At 73.3% G+C, this 14,598-nt stretch carries 17 protein-coding genes; 2 read left to right on the forward strand and 15 right to left on the reverse strand.

Going from position 1 to position 14,598, the window contains the following annotated elements:
- Positions 1-99: 99 nt before the first annotated feature.
- The 9 genes from rpsN to Q9250_RS04925 form a co-directional block, all read right to left on the reverse strand.
- Complete coding sequence (gene rpsN / locus Q9250_RS04885) at positions 100-405, reverse strand: 30S ribosomal protein S14 (protein WP_306233470.1); 306 nt, start codon at positions 403-405, stop codon at positions 100-102.
- Positions 406-576 (reverse strand): 50S ribosomal protein L33, encoded by a 171-nt coding sequence (rpmG, locus tag Q9250_RS04890; protein ID WP_123696729.1) that lies wholly within the window; start codon positions 574-576, stop codon positions 406-408. It lies immediately after the preceding gene.
- The gene (gene rpmB, locus Q9250_RS04895) at positions 576-812 is read right to left on the reverse strand and encodes a 50S ribosomal protein L28 (protein WP_306233471.1); all 237 of its coding nucleotides are present in this window, start codon (positions 810-812) and stop codon (positions 576-578) included. Before rpmB ends, rpmG begins: the two co-directional genes overlap by 1 nt.
- A gap of 248 nt (positions 813-1,060) precedes the next feature.
- Complete coding sequence (locus tag Q9250_RS04900; protein WP_306233472.1) at positions 1,061-2,299, reverse strand: hypothetical protein; 1,239 nt, start codon at positions 2,297-2,299, stop codon at positions 1,061-1,063.
- Positions 2,300-2,448: 149 nt separating this feature from the next.
- Entirely contained in the window at positions 2,449-2,907 is a 459-nt protein-coding gene (locus Q9250_RS04905; protein WP_306233473.1) for a Fur family transcriptional regulator, read from the reverse strand.
- The gene (locus Q9250_RS04910) at positions 2,904-3,734 is read right to left on the reverse strand and encodes a metal ABC transporter permease (RefSeq protein WP_306233474.1); all 831 of its coding nucleotides are present in this window, start codon (positions 3,732-3,734) and stop codon (positions 2,904-2,906) included. Before Q9250_RS04910 ends, Q9250_RS04905 begins: the two co-directional genes overlap by 4 nt.
- Complete coding sequence (locus Q9250_RS04915) at positions 3,734-4,687, reverse strand: metal ABC transporter permease (protein WP_306233475.1); 954 nt, start codon at positions 4,685-4,687, stop codon at positions 3,734-3,736. Before Q9250_RS04915 ends, Q9250_RS04910 begins: the two co-directional genes overlap by 1 nt.
- A complete protein-coding gene (locus Q9250_RS04920) occupies positions 4,684-5,493 on the reverse strand; it encodes a metal ABC transporter ATP-binding protein (RefSeq protein ID WP_306233476.1) in 810 nt (269 codons plus the stop codon). Before Q9250_RS04920 ends, Q9250_RS04915 begins: the two co-directional genes overlap by 4 nt.
- Positions 5,490-6,539 (reverse strand): metal ABC transporter substrate-binding protein, encoded by a 1,050-nt coding sequence (locus Q9250_RS04925; RefSeq protein ID WP_306233477.1) that lies wholly within the window; start codon positions 6,537-6,539, stop codon positions 5,490-5,492. The genes Q9250_RS04920 and Q9250_RS04925 overlap by 4 nt, the downstream gene beginning before the upstream one ends.
- A 110-nt stretch (positions 6,540-6,649) precedes the next feature.
- Here Q9250_RS04925 and nadE point away from each other — a divergent pair, with 110 nt between their 5' ends.
- Entirely contained in the window at positions 6,650-7,507 is an 858-nt protein-coding gene (nadE, locus tag Q9250_RS04930) for an ammonia-dependent NAD(+) synthetase (RefSeq protein WP_306233478.1), read from the forward strand.
- On the opposite strand, the gene Q9250_RS04935 is transcribed toward nadE, so the two are convergent.
- The 4 genes from Q9250_RS04935 to Q9250_RS04950 form a co-directional block, all read right to left on the reverse strand.
- On the reverse strand, positions 7,504-8,790 hold the full coding sequence (locus tag Q9250_RS04935; protein WP_306233479.1) for a dihydrolipoamide acetyltransferase family protein: 1,287 nt from the start codon (positions 8,788-8,790) through the stop codon (positions 7,504-7,506). The genes nadE and Q9250_RS04935 overlap by 4 nt on opposite strands.
- Before the next feature lie 23 nt (positions 8,791-8,813).
- Positions 8,814-9,776: an alpha-ketoacid dehydrogenase subunit beta gene (locus Q9250_RS04940; protein ID WP_306233913.1), complete on the reverse strand. Its 963-nt coding sequence runs from the start codon at positions 9,774-9,776 to the stop codon at positions 8,814-8,816.
- An 80-nt stretch (positions 9,777-9,856) separates the two neighbouring features.
- Positions 9,857-10,993: a thiamine pyrophosphate-dependent enzyme gene (locus Q9250_RS04945; RefSeq protein WP_306233480.1), complete on the reverse strand. Its 1,137-nt coding sequence runs from the start codon at positions 10,991-10,993 to the stop codon at positions 9,857-9,859.
- Positions 10,990-12,048, reverse strand: coding sequence for a histidinol-phosphate transaminase (locus tag Q9250_RS04950; RefSeq protein WP_306233481.1), 1,059 nt, complete (start codon positions 12,046-12,048; stop codon positions 10,990-10,992). The genes Q9250_RS04945 and Q9250_RS04950 overlap by 4 nt, the downstream gene beginning before the upstream one ends.
- 59 nt (positions 12,049-12,107) lie before the next feature.
- On the opposite strand from Q9250_RS04950, the gene Q9250_RS04955 reads away from it, so the two are divergent.
- Positions 12,108-12,512, forward strand: coding sequence for a phage holin family protein (locus tag Q9250_RS04955; protein WP_306233482.1), 405 nt, complete (start codon positions 12,108-12,110; stop codon positions 12,510-12,512).
- An 89-nt stretch (positions 12,513-12,601) separates the two neighbouring features.
- On the opposite strand, the gene Q9250_RS04960 is transcribed toward Q9250_RS04955, so the two are convergent.
- Both Q9250_RS04960 and Q9250_RS04965 read right to left on the reverse strand, forming a co-directional pair.
- Entirely contained in the window at positions 12,602-14,269 is a 1,668-nt protein-coding gene (locus Q9250_RS04960; protein WP_306233483.1) for a hypothetical protein, read from the reverse strand.
- Entirely contained in the window at positions 14,266-14,565 is a 300-nt protein-coding gene (locus Q9250_RS04965; protein WP_306233484.1) for a hypothetical protein, read from the reverse strand. Before Q9250_RS04965 ends, Q9250_RS04960 begins: the two co-directional genes overlap by 4 nt.
- Positions 14,566-14,598: the final 33 nt, after the last annotated feature.

Here is a 14,598-nt window from a genome sequence, read left to right on the forward strand (position 1 = left end):
GTGGCCACTGGCATCGGCCACTGGCATCGGCCACTGGCATCGGCCCGGGACGACGAAGGCCCCGACCTTGCGGTCGGGGCCTTCGTGCGGATCAGGTGCTTACCAGCTCGACTTGGTCACGCCGGGCAGCTCGCCACGGTGCGCCATGTCGCGGAAGCGCACACGCGAGATGCCGTACGCACCCACGTGGCCGCGGGGGCGGCCGTCGATGGCGTCGCGCTTGCGCACGCGCACGGGCGAAGCGTTGCGGGGCAGCTTCTGCAGGCCGAGGCGCGCGGCCTCGCGCTCCTCGTCGGTGCTCTTCGGGTCGATGAGGGCCTTCTTCAGCGCGAGACGCTTCTCGGCGTAGCGCGCGACGATGACCTTCCGCTGCTCGTTCTTGGCGATCATGCTCTTCTTGGCCATTTATCGCTCCTCTCGGAACTCGACGTGCTGACGCACGATGGGGTCGTACTTCTTCAGCACAAGTCGGTCGGGGTTGTTGCGACGGTTCTTCTTCGTCACGTACGTGTAGCCGGTGCCTGCGGTCGAGCGCAGCTTGATGATCGGACGGACGTCCTGCGACTTCTTCGCCATCAGAGCTTCACCCCCCGAGCCTGCATGTCACGGACGACGGCCTCGATGCCACGGGCATCGATGACCTTCATGCCCTTGGCCGACACGTTGAGGGTGATGTTGCGCTTCATCGAGGGGACGAAGTAGGTCTTGCGCTGCACGTTCGGGTCGAAGCGGCGCTTCGTGCGACGGTGCGAGTGCGAGATCGCGTGCCCGAAGCCAGGAACGGCTCCGGTCACCTGGCATACGGCTGCCATGATGCCTCCAGTTGTGGTTACCGTGGGCTTGACGCCCACCCAAGATCACTTGCCTGCACGCACCCGGACCGACCCTTGCGGGACGTGGAGGGGGCGTGTGCTGCGCGGCCGAGGCCGCACCAAGGATCAAGCGTACGCGATCGGACGCCGCCGAGGCAAGACCGAGTCGTGCGCGGGTCGGCCCCGGAACGTCGCGGAACGAGCGGATGCGTCGTGGCGCCCAGGGCGGGACGGCTCGGCTCGCAGGCTCAGCGCGGGAAGACCGGCTGGCCGTCGGGCCCCATCGGGTACGGCGTGCCGTCGGGATGGGTCGGCCACGGCAGCAGGCCCTGGGCGTCGGGCTGCGGCGGCTGCGGCTGCTGCCACGGCGCCTGCATCGCGGAGGGGGCTGGTGCCGGCGCCTGTGCTTGGACCGGGGCCGGGGCCGGGGCCGGTGCCGGCGCCTGCTGCGCCTGGCCTGCCGCGGGCCACGCGGGCCACCCGCTCGGCGAGCCCGGCGCCGCGATGCGCGCTGCCGAGCTGCCGGCGGGGCGCACGTGCTCACCCCGAGCCTCGGCCTCCTGCCAGTCGATGTTGCGGCGGTTCCAGTAGAGGAGCACGGTCACCGACGATGCCAGCGCCGTCACGACGATCGCGGCGACGGTGGAGCGCCAGTACCACTCGCTCACCTCGAGGCCGAACGCGTCGATCGCGAAGTGCAGCGTCAGCAGCACGCCGACGATGCCGACCAGCGCGGACGCGATCAGGCCGATCGTGCGCGCCATCGCGGCGCGGCCGCGGTCGCCCAGCTCGATCAATCCCCAGGCTGCGGCCGCGGCGGCCCGGACGACCAGCACGGTCAGCAGCACGATGCCCAGCAGCTCGCCGAAGATCCAGTCGTTCGCGAAGGGATCGTCGTCGGCGGCTCCGCTGCCGCGCATCCAGATCGAGATCATCAGCACGGCCAGCAGGTAGATGTTGGCGGCGACGCCGATCACCAGCGGCGTCGCCGAGCGCCGTGCCAGCACGAGGTCGACGGCGAGGAGCCCGGTGAACGCCAGGAAGACGACGACCGTCCAGACCACGCGCGACGCCTGGCTCTCGAAGTCGCCGATGAAGATGAGCACGACCGTGATGATCGTGACGATCGCGAGCAGGCAGATGCCGACGAACAGCACCGGCTGGATGCCGAGGATGCGTCGGGGCCCGGTCGGGCCCCCGGGTCGCTCCGGCCAGGCCTGCGGCGAGCTGGTGCGGCCTGCGAGCGGGTTGACCGGCACCCGCGGGGCGGGCCCGGGCTGCGGCGTCGATGCCTGCACGGTGGGCACCGAGGCATGCGGCTGCTCTTGCGACGGCCCGTGCGGCCGCTCGGGCGACGGGCCCTGCGACTGCTGCTGCTCGCGCTGCCGGATCTGTTGCAGCAGTCCCTGCGTCTGGCGGCGGGCTGCTGCCGCGGTGCGGATGTCGACGGGCTCGCGCGCCCCGAAGGCGCTGGGCTGTGCGGTCACTGCTGGTCTCCTCGTGCTGGTGCCGCCAGTCTGGCGAAGGACGCCGGGCGCCGCGATGGGGAGAACTTCCCCCTGTGGAAAGACGAGCGCCGTGGAGAGACGAGCACCGTGCAGAGACGAGCACCGTGCAGAGACGAGCGCCGAGGCCGTCAGCGCGCTGCGGCGCACTCGGCGCAGACGCCGAAGATGTCGACCACGTGCTCCGGCTCGACGAAGCCGTGCGCGGCCGCGACCCTTCCCGCCCACTGCTCCACGGCCGCGGCCTCGAGCTCGACGGTGCGGCCGCACGAGCGGCAGATCAGGTGGTGGTGGTGGGTCTTGGTGCAGGCGCGGTAGAGCACCTCGCCGCCGGACTGCAGCGCATCCGCCTCGCCGTCCGCCGCGAGCGCCGCGAGCGCCCGGTAGACCGTCGCCAGGCCGATGGTCGAGCCGCCGGCGCGCAACGACTGGTGCAGCGACTGCGCCGAGACGAACTCGTCGCTCGCGTCGAGCGCGGTGCGCACCGCCTCGCGCTGCCGGGTCGTGCGGCGGGGGCCGGTCTCGACGACGGCGGCATCGCTCGGTCGGTGCTGGCTCGGTCGGTGCTGGCTCGGTCGGTCGTCGCTCACGGTGTCCTCGCCTCGATGGTGGCACGCGCCGGTGCGCGGCGCAGGCCCGCCGCCAGCCAGGCGAGCCCGTAGCAGGCCGCCGCGACCAGCGCGATCGCGCCGCCGGCGGCCGCGTCGAGCCACCGCGACGCGAGCAGCCCCGCGACTCCCGAGAGGATGCCGATGGCGGGGGCGAGCAGCAGCATCCAGCGGAAGTCGCGCACGAGCAGTCGGGCGGCGGCGGCGGGCGCGACGATCAGCGCGACGCCCAGGATGGCGCCGACGACGGGCATGATCGCGACGACGGTCGCCGCCATGAGGGCGAGCGACACGGCCTCCGGCACCCACGGCCGCAGGCCCGCCCGTCGGTAGCCCGGCTCGTCGACGCTCGAGAAGACCAGGTGGCGGCCGGCGACCGCCCACACGCCCGCCGCGAGCACGAGCATGGCGCCCGTCAGCGCGAGGTCGGCCTCGGTCACCGCCAGCACCTGCCCGACCAGGAACGACTCCACGTCGATCGGCAGCGGCGTGAGCGACTGCAGCATCGCGCCGAGCGCGAAGCCGGCGGTCAGCATGACACCGGATGCGACTGCCGGCCCCTGGGAGCGGATGCGCCCGATGCCGACGGCCACCGCGACGAGCGCGACCGCCGCGACCGCGGCGCCGAGCGGCACCGAGACGCCCAGCATCGCGGCGGCGACCGCGCCCGGGAAGGTGGCGTGCGTGAGCGACATGGTGAAGAAGGCGCGCTCGCGCAGCACCACCAGCACGCCGACCAGGCCGGCCAGCCCGCCCGCGAGCACGACCTCGACCATGGCGAGCTCGAAGAAGCCCAACTGCGCGCCCATCAGCCGGTCACCGCCTGCTCGTCCGCCTGACGCTGCTCGCCCGCACGACGCTGCTCGCCCGCACCGCTTCCGTCCACCGCACGGCCCCGCCGGCGCGCGCCCCGACCGCGCAGCGCGCCGACGCCGAGCGCCACCAGGTACCCCGCGATCATCGTGAGGGCCACGGTGGCGCCCGGGGCCGCATCCGCCCCCAGCACCGCCAGCTGCACGACCACCCACAGGCCGAGCCACCCGGTGACCGCGCCGAAGAGGATCGAGATGGCGACCGCGGCGGGCAGCGACCGCGTCAGGGCACGCGCGGCGGCGGTGGGCACGATGACCACGGCGAGCGCCAGCAGGGTGCCGACCGAGGCGGATGCGGCGACCACGACGAGCGCGACGGCGACGGTGCCGATCGTCTCGAGCAGCACCACGTTCAGCCCCGCACGGCGGGCGCCGGCCGGGTCGAAGGCGGCGAAGAGCTGGCCGCGGGCGGTGGCGACGATCAGCGCGACGGCGAGCGCGATGAGCGCCACCGACAGCCACAGGTCGTCCCAGGTGATGGTGAGCAGCCGGCCGAAGAAGAAGTCGGTGAGGCTGCCGCCCGAGCCCCGCGAGCCGGAGACGAGCACGACGCCGAGCGAGAAGAAGGTGGTGAGCACGATCGCCACCGCGGTGTCGCGCGGCTGGCCCCGGCGGGCGATGAGCGACAGCACCACTGCGGCCACGAGGGCGGCGCCGAGCGCGCCGGGCATGAGCCCCGCAGCGCCGCCGAGCGCCGCGCCGATCGCGAGCCCGGGGAAGACCGCGTGGGTCAGCCCGTCGGTGGCGAACTCGAGGCGGCGCAGGTGCACGAGCACGCCGACCGTGCCGGCAGCGACGGCGAGCGCGATGAGCAGCAGCAGCGGCCGGCCCATGAACGGCACCGCGAACGGCGTGAAGGGGTCGAGCAGCGTCGGGAGCATGACGCTCATCCGCGGTCGGTGCTTGCCGCGTCGTCGTCCTGCAGCAGGTGGTGGTGGTGCTCGGTGTGCTCGGCCTCGTGATGCTCGGTGGTGGCGAGGGTGTGGCCGTCGATCTCCATCACGTGGCTCGCGAAGGCCTCCTCGACGCGCTCGAGCGTCAGCACGCACTCGGTGAGGTCGAAGGCGATCTGCTCGCGGTTCACCAGCAGGGTGCGGTCGCACACGGCGCGGGCGAGCTCGAGGTCGTGCGTGGTGATGATGAGGGCGACGCCGCGCGCCTTGAGCTGCCGGATCGTCTCGAGCAGCGCGTCGCGCGAGCCGCGGTCGAGGCCGTTGAAGGGCTCGTCGAGCAGCAGCAGGCGAGGCTCGCTGGCGAGCGCCCTGGCGAGCAGCCCGCGCTGGCGCTGGCCGCCGGAGAGGTCGCCGAAGCGGGTGCCGCGCAGCGCGGTGAGGCCGACGGTCTCGAGCGCCCCGGCGACCACCTGCCGGTCACGGCCGCCCGGCCAGCGCAGGCCGAGCCGCGGGGTGCGGCCCATCGCGACGACCTGCTCGAGCGTGACGGGGAACTGCGGGTCGATCTCGCTCGACTGCGGCAGCGTGCCGATCTCGCCGCGGCCGCTCGGCACGCGGAAGACCCTCGCGTCGTGGTCGGCGAGCCCGAGGAGCCCGGCGAGCAGCGTCGACTTGCCGGCGCCGTTCGGCCCGATCAGCGCGACCGCCTCGCCGGCGGCCACCTCGAACGAGACGCCCGAGAGCACCGGGGCGCCGCCGTAGCCGAAGGCGGCATCGGCGATCTCGACCACGGCTGCGCTCATGTCAGCGATCCCGGCACCGGCAGCGGCTCGGCGCCCCAGGCGGTCACGATGGCGGTGGTGTTGTGCACCATCGCGCCCAGGTAGGTGCCGGTCGGGCTGCCCTCGAGCCCGAGCGCATCGGCCGCGAGCGCCTGCTCGCCCTGCCGCAGCTCGACGCCGGCCTCGCGGGCGATCGTGGCGGCCAGCTGCGGGTCGATCGCGGTCTCGCTGAACACCACCCGGGTGCCGGTCTCGGCGATCTCGGCGACCAGCTCGTCGATGTGCGCCGCGCTCGCGCCCGCCGCGTCGTCGAGGCTCGGCAGCACCGTGCCGACGACCTGCACGTCGAACGCCCGCTCGAGGTAGCCGAAGGTGTCGTGCGTGGTGACGATCAGGCGCTCCTCGACCGGCACCTGCTCGATCGACGCGCGCATCCACGCCTCGAGCTCGACGAGCCGCTCGAGGTAGGCGTCGGCGGATGCGTCGAGGTCGATCGCGGGATCGGCGGCGGTCACGGCGTCGCGGATCGCCTCCGCCTGCGCGATCGCGTTCGCCGGGTCGTTCCACACGTGGGGGTCGACGTCGCCGTGATCGTGGCCGGTGTGGCCGTCGGCCGGCGCAGCCTCGTCGGCTGACTCGTCGGCAGCCTCGTCGGCGTGCGCATCGGCGGCGTGGTCGTGCCCCTCGTGCGGGTCGTCGTCAGCGGCCAGCAGGTCGAGCCCGAGCGAGGTGTCGACGAGCGTGCCCGCGAAGCCGGAGGCCTCGACGGTGCTGTCGAGCCAGGTCTCGAGGCCCGCACCGTTGACGATCAGCAGGTCGGCGGCCGCGAGCGCCGCGAGCGCCGAGGGGCCGGGGTCGAACGCATGGGCCGAGGCGCCGGCGCGCAGCAGGCTCGTGACCTCGGCCTGATCGCCGACGAGCTCGCGGGTGATGTCGGCCAGCTGGGAGGTCGTGGCGACGATCTCGAGCCGGTCGTCGGCCGAGCCCGCCCCGGGGGCTGCCGCAGCGCATCCGCTCAGCACCAGCGCCAGCGCGCCGATCGCGCCGACGGTCGTGAGGGTTCGCATGCGTTCCTTGTCCGAGCGCGACGCCGTGCCGCACGGAACGACGCTACGGCTAGATGAGAACGATTGTCAATTTCGTGTGCGGCGGGCGATCGACGCCGTAGGCTCGCTCCATGGAGCGAACCCCCCTGGGCACGGCCCAGCTGCAGATCATCACCGCGCTCGGCGTGCACCCCACCATCGACCCGCCCGCGGAGCTCGAGCGCCGCGTCGCCTTCCTGGTCGACTACCTCGAGGCCACGGGCGCGAAGGGGTTCGCGCTGGGCATCTCGGGCGGCCAGGACTCCACGCTCGCCGGCCGCATGGCGCAGCTCGCCGTCGAGCGCCGCCGCGCCGCCGGCGCCGAGGCGCAGTTCGTGGCGGTGCGGCTGCCCTACGGCGTGCAGCACGACGAGGCGGATGCGCAGCTCGCGCTCGACTTCATCCGCGCGGACCGCGAGACCGTCGTCGACGTGAAGCCCGGCGTCGACGAGCTGGAGCGCGAGGTCGAGGCCGCCATCGGCGAGGTCGTCGACTACCACAAGGGCAACGTGAAGGCACGGGCGCGCATGGTCGTGCAGTACGCGATCGCCGGCCAGCTCGGGCTGCTCGTGCTGGGCACCGACCACGCCGCAGAGGCGGTGACCGGCTTCTACACGAAGTACGGCGACGGCGGCGCCGACGTGCTGCCGCTGTCGGGGCTGACGAAGGGCCAGGGCAAGCAGCTGCTGCGCCAGCTCGAGGCGCCCGACCGGCTGTGGCAGAAGGAGCCGACCGCCGACCTGCTCGACGGCAAGCCGGGCCAGGCCGACGAGGTCGAGCTGGGGCTCTCCTACGAGGAGATCGACGCGTTCCTCGAGGGCCGCGAGGTGGCCCCCGAGGTCGCGCAGGAGATCGTCAGCCACTACCACCGCACCGAGCACAAGCGGCGGATGCCCGTGGGGCCGGCCGACGAGTGGTGGCGGCCGGTCGCGGGGCCGATCTTCGATTAGTCGAGCAGCAGCGCCGGCTCCTCCAGGATCGACGCCACGTCGGCCACGAACCGGCTGATCACGTCGCCGTCGATCGCGCGGTGGTCGAACGAGCCGCCCACGGTCGTCACCCAGCGCGGCCGCACCTCGCCGTCGACGACCCACGGCTTCTGCCGGATCGTGCCGAGCGCGATGATGCCCGTCTCGCCCGGGTTCAGGATCGGCGTGCCGGTGTCCATGCCGAACACGCCGATGTTCGTGATCGTGAAGGTGCCGTGCTGCATCTCGGCCGGCTGCGTCCTGCCCTCGCGCGCCGTCGTCGTCAGCTGCTGCAGCGCCCGCGCGAGCTCGAGCAGCGTCATGTCCTGCGCGTCCTTGATGTTGGGCACCAGCAGCCCGCGCGGCGTCGCGGCGGCGATGCCGAGGTTGACGTAGTGGTGCACGACGAGCTCGTCGCCCGTGAACGTCGAGTTGATCTGCGGGGAGCGCCGGATGGCCCAGAGGATCGCCTTCGCCATGATCAGCAGCGGCGAGACCTTCACGTCGGCGAAGTCCGCCGAGGCCTTCAGCCGCTTCACGAACTCCATCGTGCGGGTCGCGTCGACGTCGGTGAACACCGACACGTGCGGCGCGGTGAAGGCCGACTCGACCATCCCCTGCGCGATCACCTTGCGCACGCCCTTGACCGGGATCCGCTCCTCGCGGCCGCCCGCCCACTCGGGCGTGGCCAGGTTGCGGAACACGCTGGCCTGCTGCGCCGCCTGCACGACGTCGTCGCGCGTCACCTCGCCGGCGAGGCCGGTGCCGGCGAGCGAGACGAGGTCGACCCCCAGATCCTTCGCGAGCTTGCGGGTCGGGGGCTTCGCGATCACCGGGCCGGCGGATGCGGCGGGCACCGAGGCGGGCCGCACCGGTCCGTCCGGGGCCGGCACGGAGCGCACCGTGTGCGGCTTCCGACGTCGGGTCTCCGCTCCCCCGCGGACGCCGTAGCCGACGAGGACCGCGCCGCCGTCCTCCTCCTTGTCGACGGTGCCGGCCGTGTCACGGGTGGTCTCGACCGCATCCGCCCCACCGCCGGAGACGCGGATGATCGGGGTGCCGACCTCGACGGTCTGCCCCTCCTCGACCAGCAGCTCCTCGACGGTGCCGTCGAACGGGCTCGGCAGCTCGACGAGCGACTTGGCCGTCTCGACCTCGAGCAGCACGTCGTTGACGGCCACCGTGTCGCCGGGCTTCACGCGCCAGGTGACGATCTCGGCCTCGGTCAGGCCCTCGCCCGGATCGGGAAGGTTGAACTCCTGCATCGGTGCTCCTCGCCTCGTGCGTGTCAGTAGGCCAGCGCGCGATCGACCGCGTCGAGCACGCGGTCGGCGTCGGGCAGGTAGATGTCCTCGAGCTGCGCGGGCGGGAACGGGGCGTCGAACCCCGACACCCGCAGCACCGGCGCCTCGAGCGAGTAGAAGGCGCGCTCGGCGATCGTCGCGGCGACCTCGCTGCCGACCGACACGTGGCCGGGGGCCTCCTGCGCGACGACCACGCGGCCGGTGCGTCGAGCAGACTCGACCAGCGGCGCCCAGTCGATCGGCGAGAGCGAGCGCAGGTCGACGACCTCGCAGCTCGTGCCCTCCGACTCGGCGATCTGGGCGGCCTGCAGCAGCACGTGCACCATGGCGCCGTGCCCGATGAGCGTCACGTCGGTGCCCGGCCGCGCGACGACCGCATCGTGCAGGCCGGCGGTCGGCGCGGGCCGCACCTCGCCCTTCGACCAGTACTTCGACTTCGGCTCGAGGAAGATGACGGGATCGTCGCTCTCGATCGCCTGCCGCAGCATCCAGTGCGCGTCGTTGGCGGTCGAGGGGCTCACCACGCGCAGGCCCGCGGTGTGGGCGAAGTAGGCCTCGGGGCTCTCCTGGTGGTGCTCGACGGCGCCGATGTGGCCGCCGTAGGGGATGCGGATCACGACGGGCATGCGCACGGCGCCGCGGTGGCGGGCGGTCATCTTCGCGAGCTGCGAGACGATCTGGTCGAAGCCGGGGTAGACGAAGCCGTCGAACTGGATCTCGATCACCGGCCGGTAGCCGCGCATCGCGAGACCGATGGCGGTGCCGATGATGCCCGACTCGGCGAGCGGGGTGTCGAGCACGCGGCGGTCGCCGAACTCGGCCTGCAGCCCGTCGGTGATGCGGAAGACGCCGCCGAGCGGGCCGATGTCCTCGCCCATCAGCAGCACCTTGTCGTCGGCGCGCATGGCCTCGCGGAGCGCCGAGTTGAGCGCCTTCGCGATGGGCATGGTGATGGATGCGGTGCGCGCGCCGGCCGCGCCGGTCGCGTTCGGCTCGGCCGCGCCGGGCTCGATCACGGTCTCGCTGCTCATGCGTCGCCTCCGAACGCCGCCTCGAACGCCGCCAGCGCCCGCTTCTGGTCGACCATCAGCGGGTGCGGGTCGCTGTAGACGTGGTCGAAGATGTCGTCGCTGATGGCCGTGCCGGCAGCGAGCGTCTGCCGCCGCATGTCGGCGGCGAGGTCGGCTGCCTGCTGCTCCTGCTCGGCGAACGCGGCGTCGTCGACGCCCTGCGCGCGCAAGTGGGCGGCGAGCCGGGCGATCGGGTCGCGGCGCTGCCACGCCTCCTCCTCCTCGCGCGGGCGGTAGCGGGTGGGGTCGTCGCTCGTGGTGTGCGCGCCCATCCGGTAGGTGTCGGCCTCGATGTAGCCGGGCGTGCCCTGCCGGGCCGCGTCGAGCATCCGCCGGGTCACCGCGAACGACGCGAGCGGGTCGTTGCCGTCGACCCATGCGGCGTCGAGCCCGAACCCGCGGGCGCGCTCGTGCAGCGGGAAGCGGCTCTGGCGCGTCGAGGGCACCGAGATCGCCCACTTGTTGTTCTGCACGAAGAAGACGATCGGCGCCGCGTAGCTCGCGGCGAAGACGAGGCCCTCGCTGGCGTCGCCCTGACTGGCCGCGCCGTCGCCGTAGAAGGCCATCACGGCCTCGTCGGTCTCGGAATCGCCTGTGCCGCACCTGCCGTCGAAGCCGATGCCCATCGCGTAGCCGGTCGAGTGCAGCGCGTGGGTGGCGATGACGAGCGAGTAGATGCGCATGCCCTGCGTCTCGAGCGGGTTCCAGCCGCCGTGCACCGCGCCGCGGAACACGTCGATGATCTGGTTCATCGTCACGCCGCGGTGCAGGGCGATGAGGTGCTCGCGGTAGCTGGGGAAGAGCGTGTCCTGCTCGCGCGCGGCCCAGGCGGCGCCGACCTGCGCGCCCTCCTGGCCGATCGACGGCACCCACAGGCCCAGCTTGCCCTGCCGCTGCAGGTGCCCGGCCTCGATGTCGAAGCGGCGCGTGCGCACCATCTCGCCGTGCATCGCCAGCCGGTCGGCGGTCGAGAGCTCGCGGGCGAGCTCGTGCCACTCGGCGTTCGCGTCGGACTCCACGAGCGCGCCGGCCGCATCGAGCAGGCGGATGGGCTCGGTCGCGCCGAGCGCGCCCGTCACCTCGGTCGCGCTCACTGCAGCGCCTGGATCGCCCGCGCCGCGGCGAGGATGTGGTCGTCGGCCTCGGCCTCGCCGACGGAGATGCGGGTGCCGTCGGCGAACACCTTCGCGACGATGCGGTTGGCGAAGAGGATGTCGTGGATGGCGTCCTCCTGGCCGGGCTTCGAGGGGATCCAGAAGAAGTTGCCGTGCGGCTTCGGGGTGCGCACGCCGGCGTCGACGAGCCGCTGCCACAGCGCGTCGCGGCGGTCGGCCAGCACCTCGATGCGCGCGAACGTCTCGCCGACGTGCTCGAGCGCGGCGATCGCGGCCGAGGAGGCGAGCGCCGTCTGCGAGAGGGGCACGCCGGTGAGGTCTGCGCCTCGCAGAACCCCCGGGTCGCCGACCGCGTAGCCGACGCGGAGGCCCGCGAGCCCATGCGCCTTCGAGAAGGTGCGCAGCACGACGAGGTTGTCGTGCTGGCGCTGGAGGGCGATGCCGTCGGCCGTGGGCTCGCGCACGAACTCGATGTATGCCTCGTCGAGCATGACCAGCACATCTGCGGGGACCCGCGCCAGGAAGGCATCCAGCTCGGCCTTGCCGACGATCGTGCCGGTGGGGTTGTTGGGGCTGCAGACGATCACGGCGCGCGTGCGCTCGGTGATGGCCGCGGCCATCGCGTCGAGGTCGTGCGCGTGGTCGGCGTCGACGGGCACCTCGACGGGCGTCGCACCGCCGGTGCGGACGAACAGCGGGTAGGCGTCGAACGAGCGCCAGGCATAGACGACCTCGTCGCCCGGGCCCGCGACCGCGTGGATCAGCTGCTGCAGCAGCGAGGCGGAGCCGTCGCCGATCAGGATGCGCTCGACGCCGACGCCCAGCTCCTCCGCGAGCGCGGCGCGCAGGTCGGGAGCGCCCGGCCGCGGGTAGCGGTTGACGCGCAGCGCCTCGCGCCGCACCGCCTCGACGACGGCAGGCAGCGGCGGGAAGGGGTTCTCGTTGCTCGAGAGCTTGAACCCGCCCTCGGGCGCGGGGCGCCCCTGCTGGTAGGGAGGAACAGCTGCAATCTCAGGTCGAAGTCGCGCGGTCACCGCCTCAGGCTATTGCGAGTCTCGGCGTCGGAGAGGCATGGAGGTGCGAGAATCCGGCCATGCGCTTCCTGCTTCGAGTGATCTTCACCGCTCTCGCGATCTGGCTCGTCACGCTCTTCGTGCCCGGCATCGAGATCCGGTCGTTCGGCACGCAGTGGTGGGAGGTCGCCCTCACGACCCTGGCCGTCGCCCTCGTGTTCGCGCTCGTGAACGCCACCATCGGCAACCTGATCCGCATCGTCGCGTTCCCGCTCTACATCCTGACGATCGGCATCGTCGCGCTGTTCGTCAACGCGTTCCTGCTGATGATCGTGCACTGGATCTCCGAGGCGGTCGGGTACGGCATCCGTGTCGAGACCTTCTGGTGGGGCATGCTCGCGGCGGTCTGCATCGCCTTCCTCACCTGGCTGATCACGATCGTCACCCGCCCGGTGTTCGGCAAGGAGCGCCCGCGGGAGCGTTGATGCTGCAGCGCGCACTGCCGCGCAGCGGCGTTGCGTGCGCAAGGCCCAAGGTCGAGCAGCCGCGGCAGGCGGCGTAGCGAGACCGCGATTCAGCCACGTCGCAGCTCGACCACCGTGGTCGACACGGGCACCGCGCCTGCGGTGACCGCACGCAGGTGGTCGCGGTGCCGGTCGATGCCCGAGTGCTGCCCCTCGCGCACGTCGAGCGACTCGATGTACTCCGGCCGCGAGTGGCGCGCGGCGAGGCCGGTGCCGTGGCCGCCCGCGCTCTCGAGCAGCAGCGTCGTCGGCCCGTCGCCGTCGGCGATCCCGTCGAGGGCCGCCGTCGGGTCGCCCTCGTGCGCGACGCTCAGCACCGCGATGTGGCTCGGCAGCTCGACCGAGGCGACCGGCCCGCCGACCAGCAGTGCCGTCTCGACGTCGAACCGTCCCGACGCCGCCACGTTCGCGATCGCCGCTGCCCCTTGCGAGTAGCCGAAGAGGTCGACGGGCTCGTCGGGCTCGATGCCGGCGGCGACCATCGCCTCGGCGACCGCCGCGTCCGATCCCAGCAGCGCGGCGTCGCTCGCGGCGTTCTCGACGTTCGCCCAGCCGTCGAGGCCGACGCCCGGATCCGGGAGGGGGCTCTGGGTGCCGTCGACGAACACCTGATGCCGCCTGGTGCCGTCGGGCATCTCGAACGTGGTGATCGTCACGTCGGCGTCCCCGTCGCCGATGACCCGCATCGCCTCAGCGGGTTCGCTCACGGCATGCTCCGGCGGCGGCATCCGCCGCATCGAGTGCACCTGCACGGGTGGCGGCGCGAGCCCCGCCGCCCGGCCGAGCACCGCGCCGCCGGCGAGCGCCGCGAGCACCGCGTCGCGGCCGCCCTCGGTCTCCAGCAGCACCACCGCCTCCTTCGGGATGCCCAGCAGCCCCGCGAGCGCCTCATCGCTCGACTCGACCGCGAGCGCGAGCGCTGCGACGAAGGCGGGGTTCGCCAGCAGCGTCTCGGAGGTGCGCTCCCAGAACGCCGCCGCTCGCTCGAGCAGCGGCTCGAGCGCGATGCCGGCCCCGTGCGCGAGCGCCATGACCTGCGCGGCCTGCTGCGGATGCGCGAGCGCGATCCGTGCGGCGAGCGGCACGATCACGAGGCCCACGGTGAGGGCCGCGCTGACGCCGACGGCCAGCAGCAGCGGCGTCGACGGTGCGATCGCGCCGAGCGCGGCGATCGCCAGCGCCCGGGCTCCCACGCCGACGCCGTACGCGATGCCGTCGACCAGTCCCTCGACGAGCTGCAGCACCGCATCCGACGCCAGCTCGTAGGCGCGACCCACGAGCTCGGTGTCGTCGTGCAGGCGGTCGATCTCGCCGCGCAGCGCCCGCGCCTCGGTCTCGCGGAGCGCCAGCTCGTCGGCGAGCGAGGCGAGCACGCCGCCCGCCACCCCGGGCACGGCACCCATGCGCAGCTCGGGCGCCGATGCCAGCGCGACCACGGCGTCGTTCGCGCGCCATCGCGCGTCGCGCAGCCGGCTGCAGGCGATGCCGGTGACGGAGTCGTCCCACGCGACCGGCGCCGACGCCTTCGCCGTCGGCTGCGGCACCCATCCGAAGGCGCCACCGGCCGTGCCGAACGAGCCGCCACCGCCCGCCGGCCCCCCGAACGTGCCAGCCGCCCCGCCGAACGAACCGCCACCGCCGGCCGACCCGCCGAACGCTCCCGCCGCGCCGAACGGGCCGCCGCCGCCCGCTCCGTCGAACGCCGCCGCCGCGCTCACAGGAGCCCCGTGAGCGAGTGCTCGAGCACGCGCAGCTCGTGCTGCTCGCGCAGCAGGCGACCGCGCAGCGCCTCGACGCGGGCGTCGTACGCATCGCGCGCCGGCCCCAGCCAGCCGTCGAGCCCCTCGAGCCGCACGAGCGCGGTGGCGTCGTCGAGCGCATAGCTCGCGCGCCGCACGGCCGAGCGCGCGGCCCGGGCCCTGCGCCGCAGCTCCTCCTGCATCGCCGCCGTCGCCGTCGCCGTCGCAGCACCCGTCACACCGGTCATCCCGGCCGCCCCAGCCATCGTCATCATCGGCACCCCCTCGACCGCACGGTGCCACGCGAG

Origin of the sequence: Agrococcus beijingensis (genome assembly GCF_030758955.1) — a bacterium.
Lineage (GTDB): Bacteria > Actinomycetota > Actinomycetes > Actinomycetales > Microbacteriaceae > Agrococcus > Agrococcus beijingensis.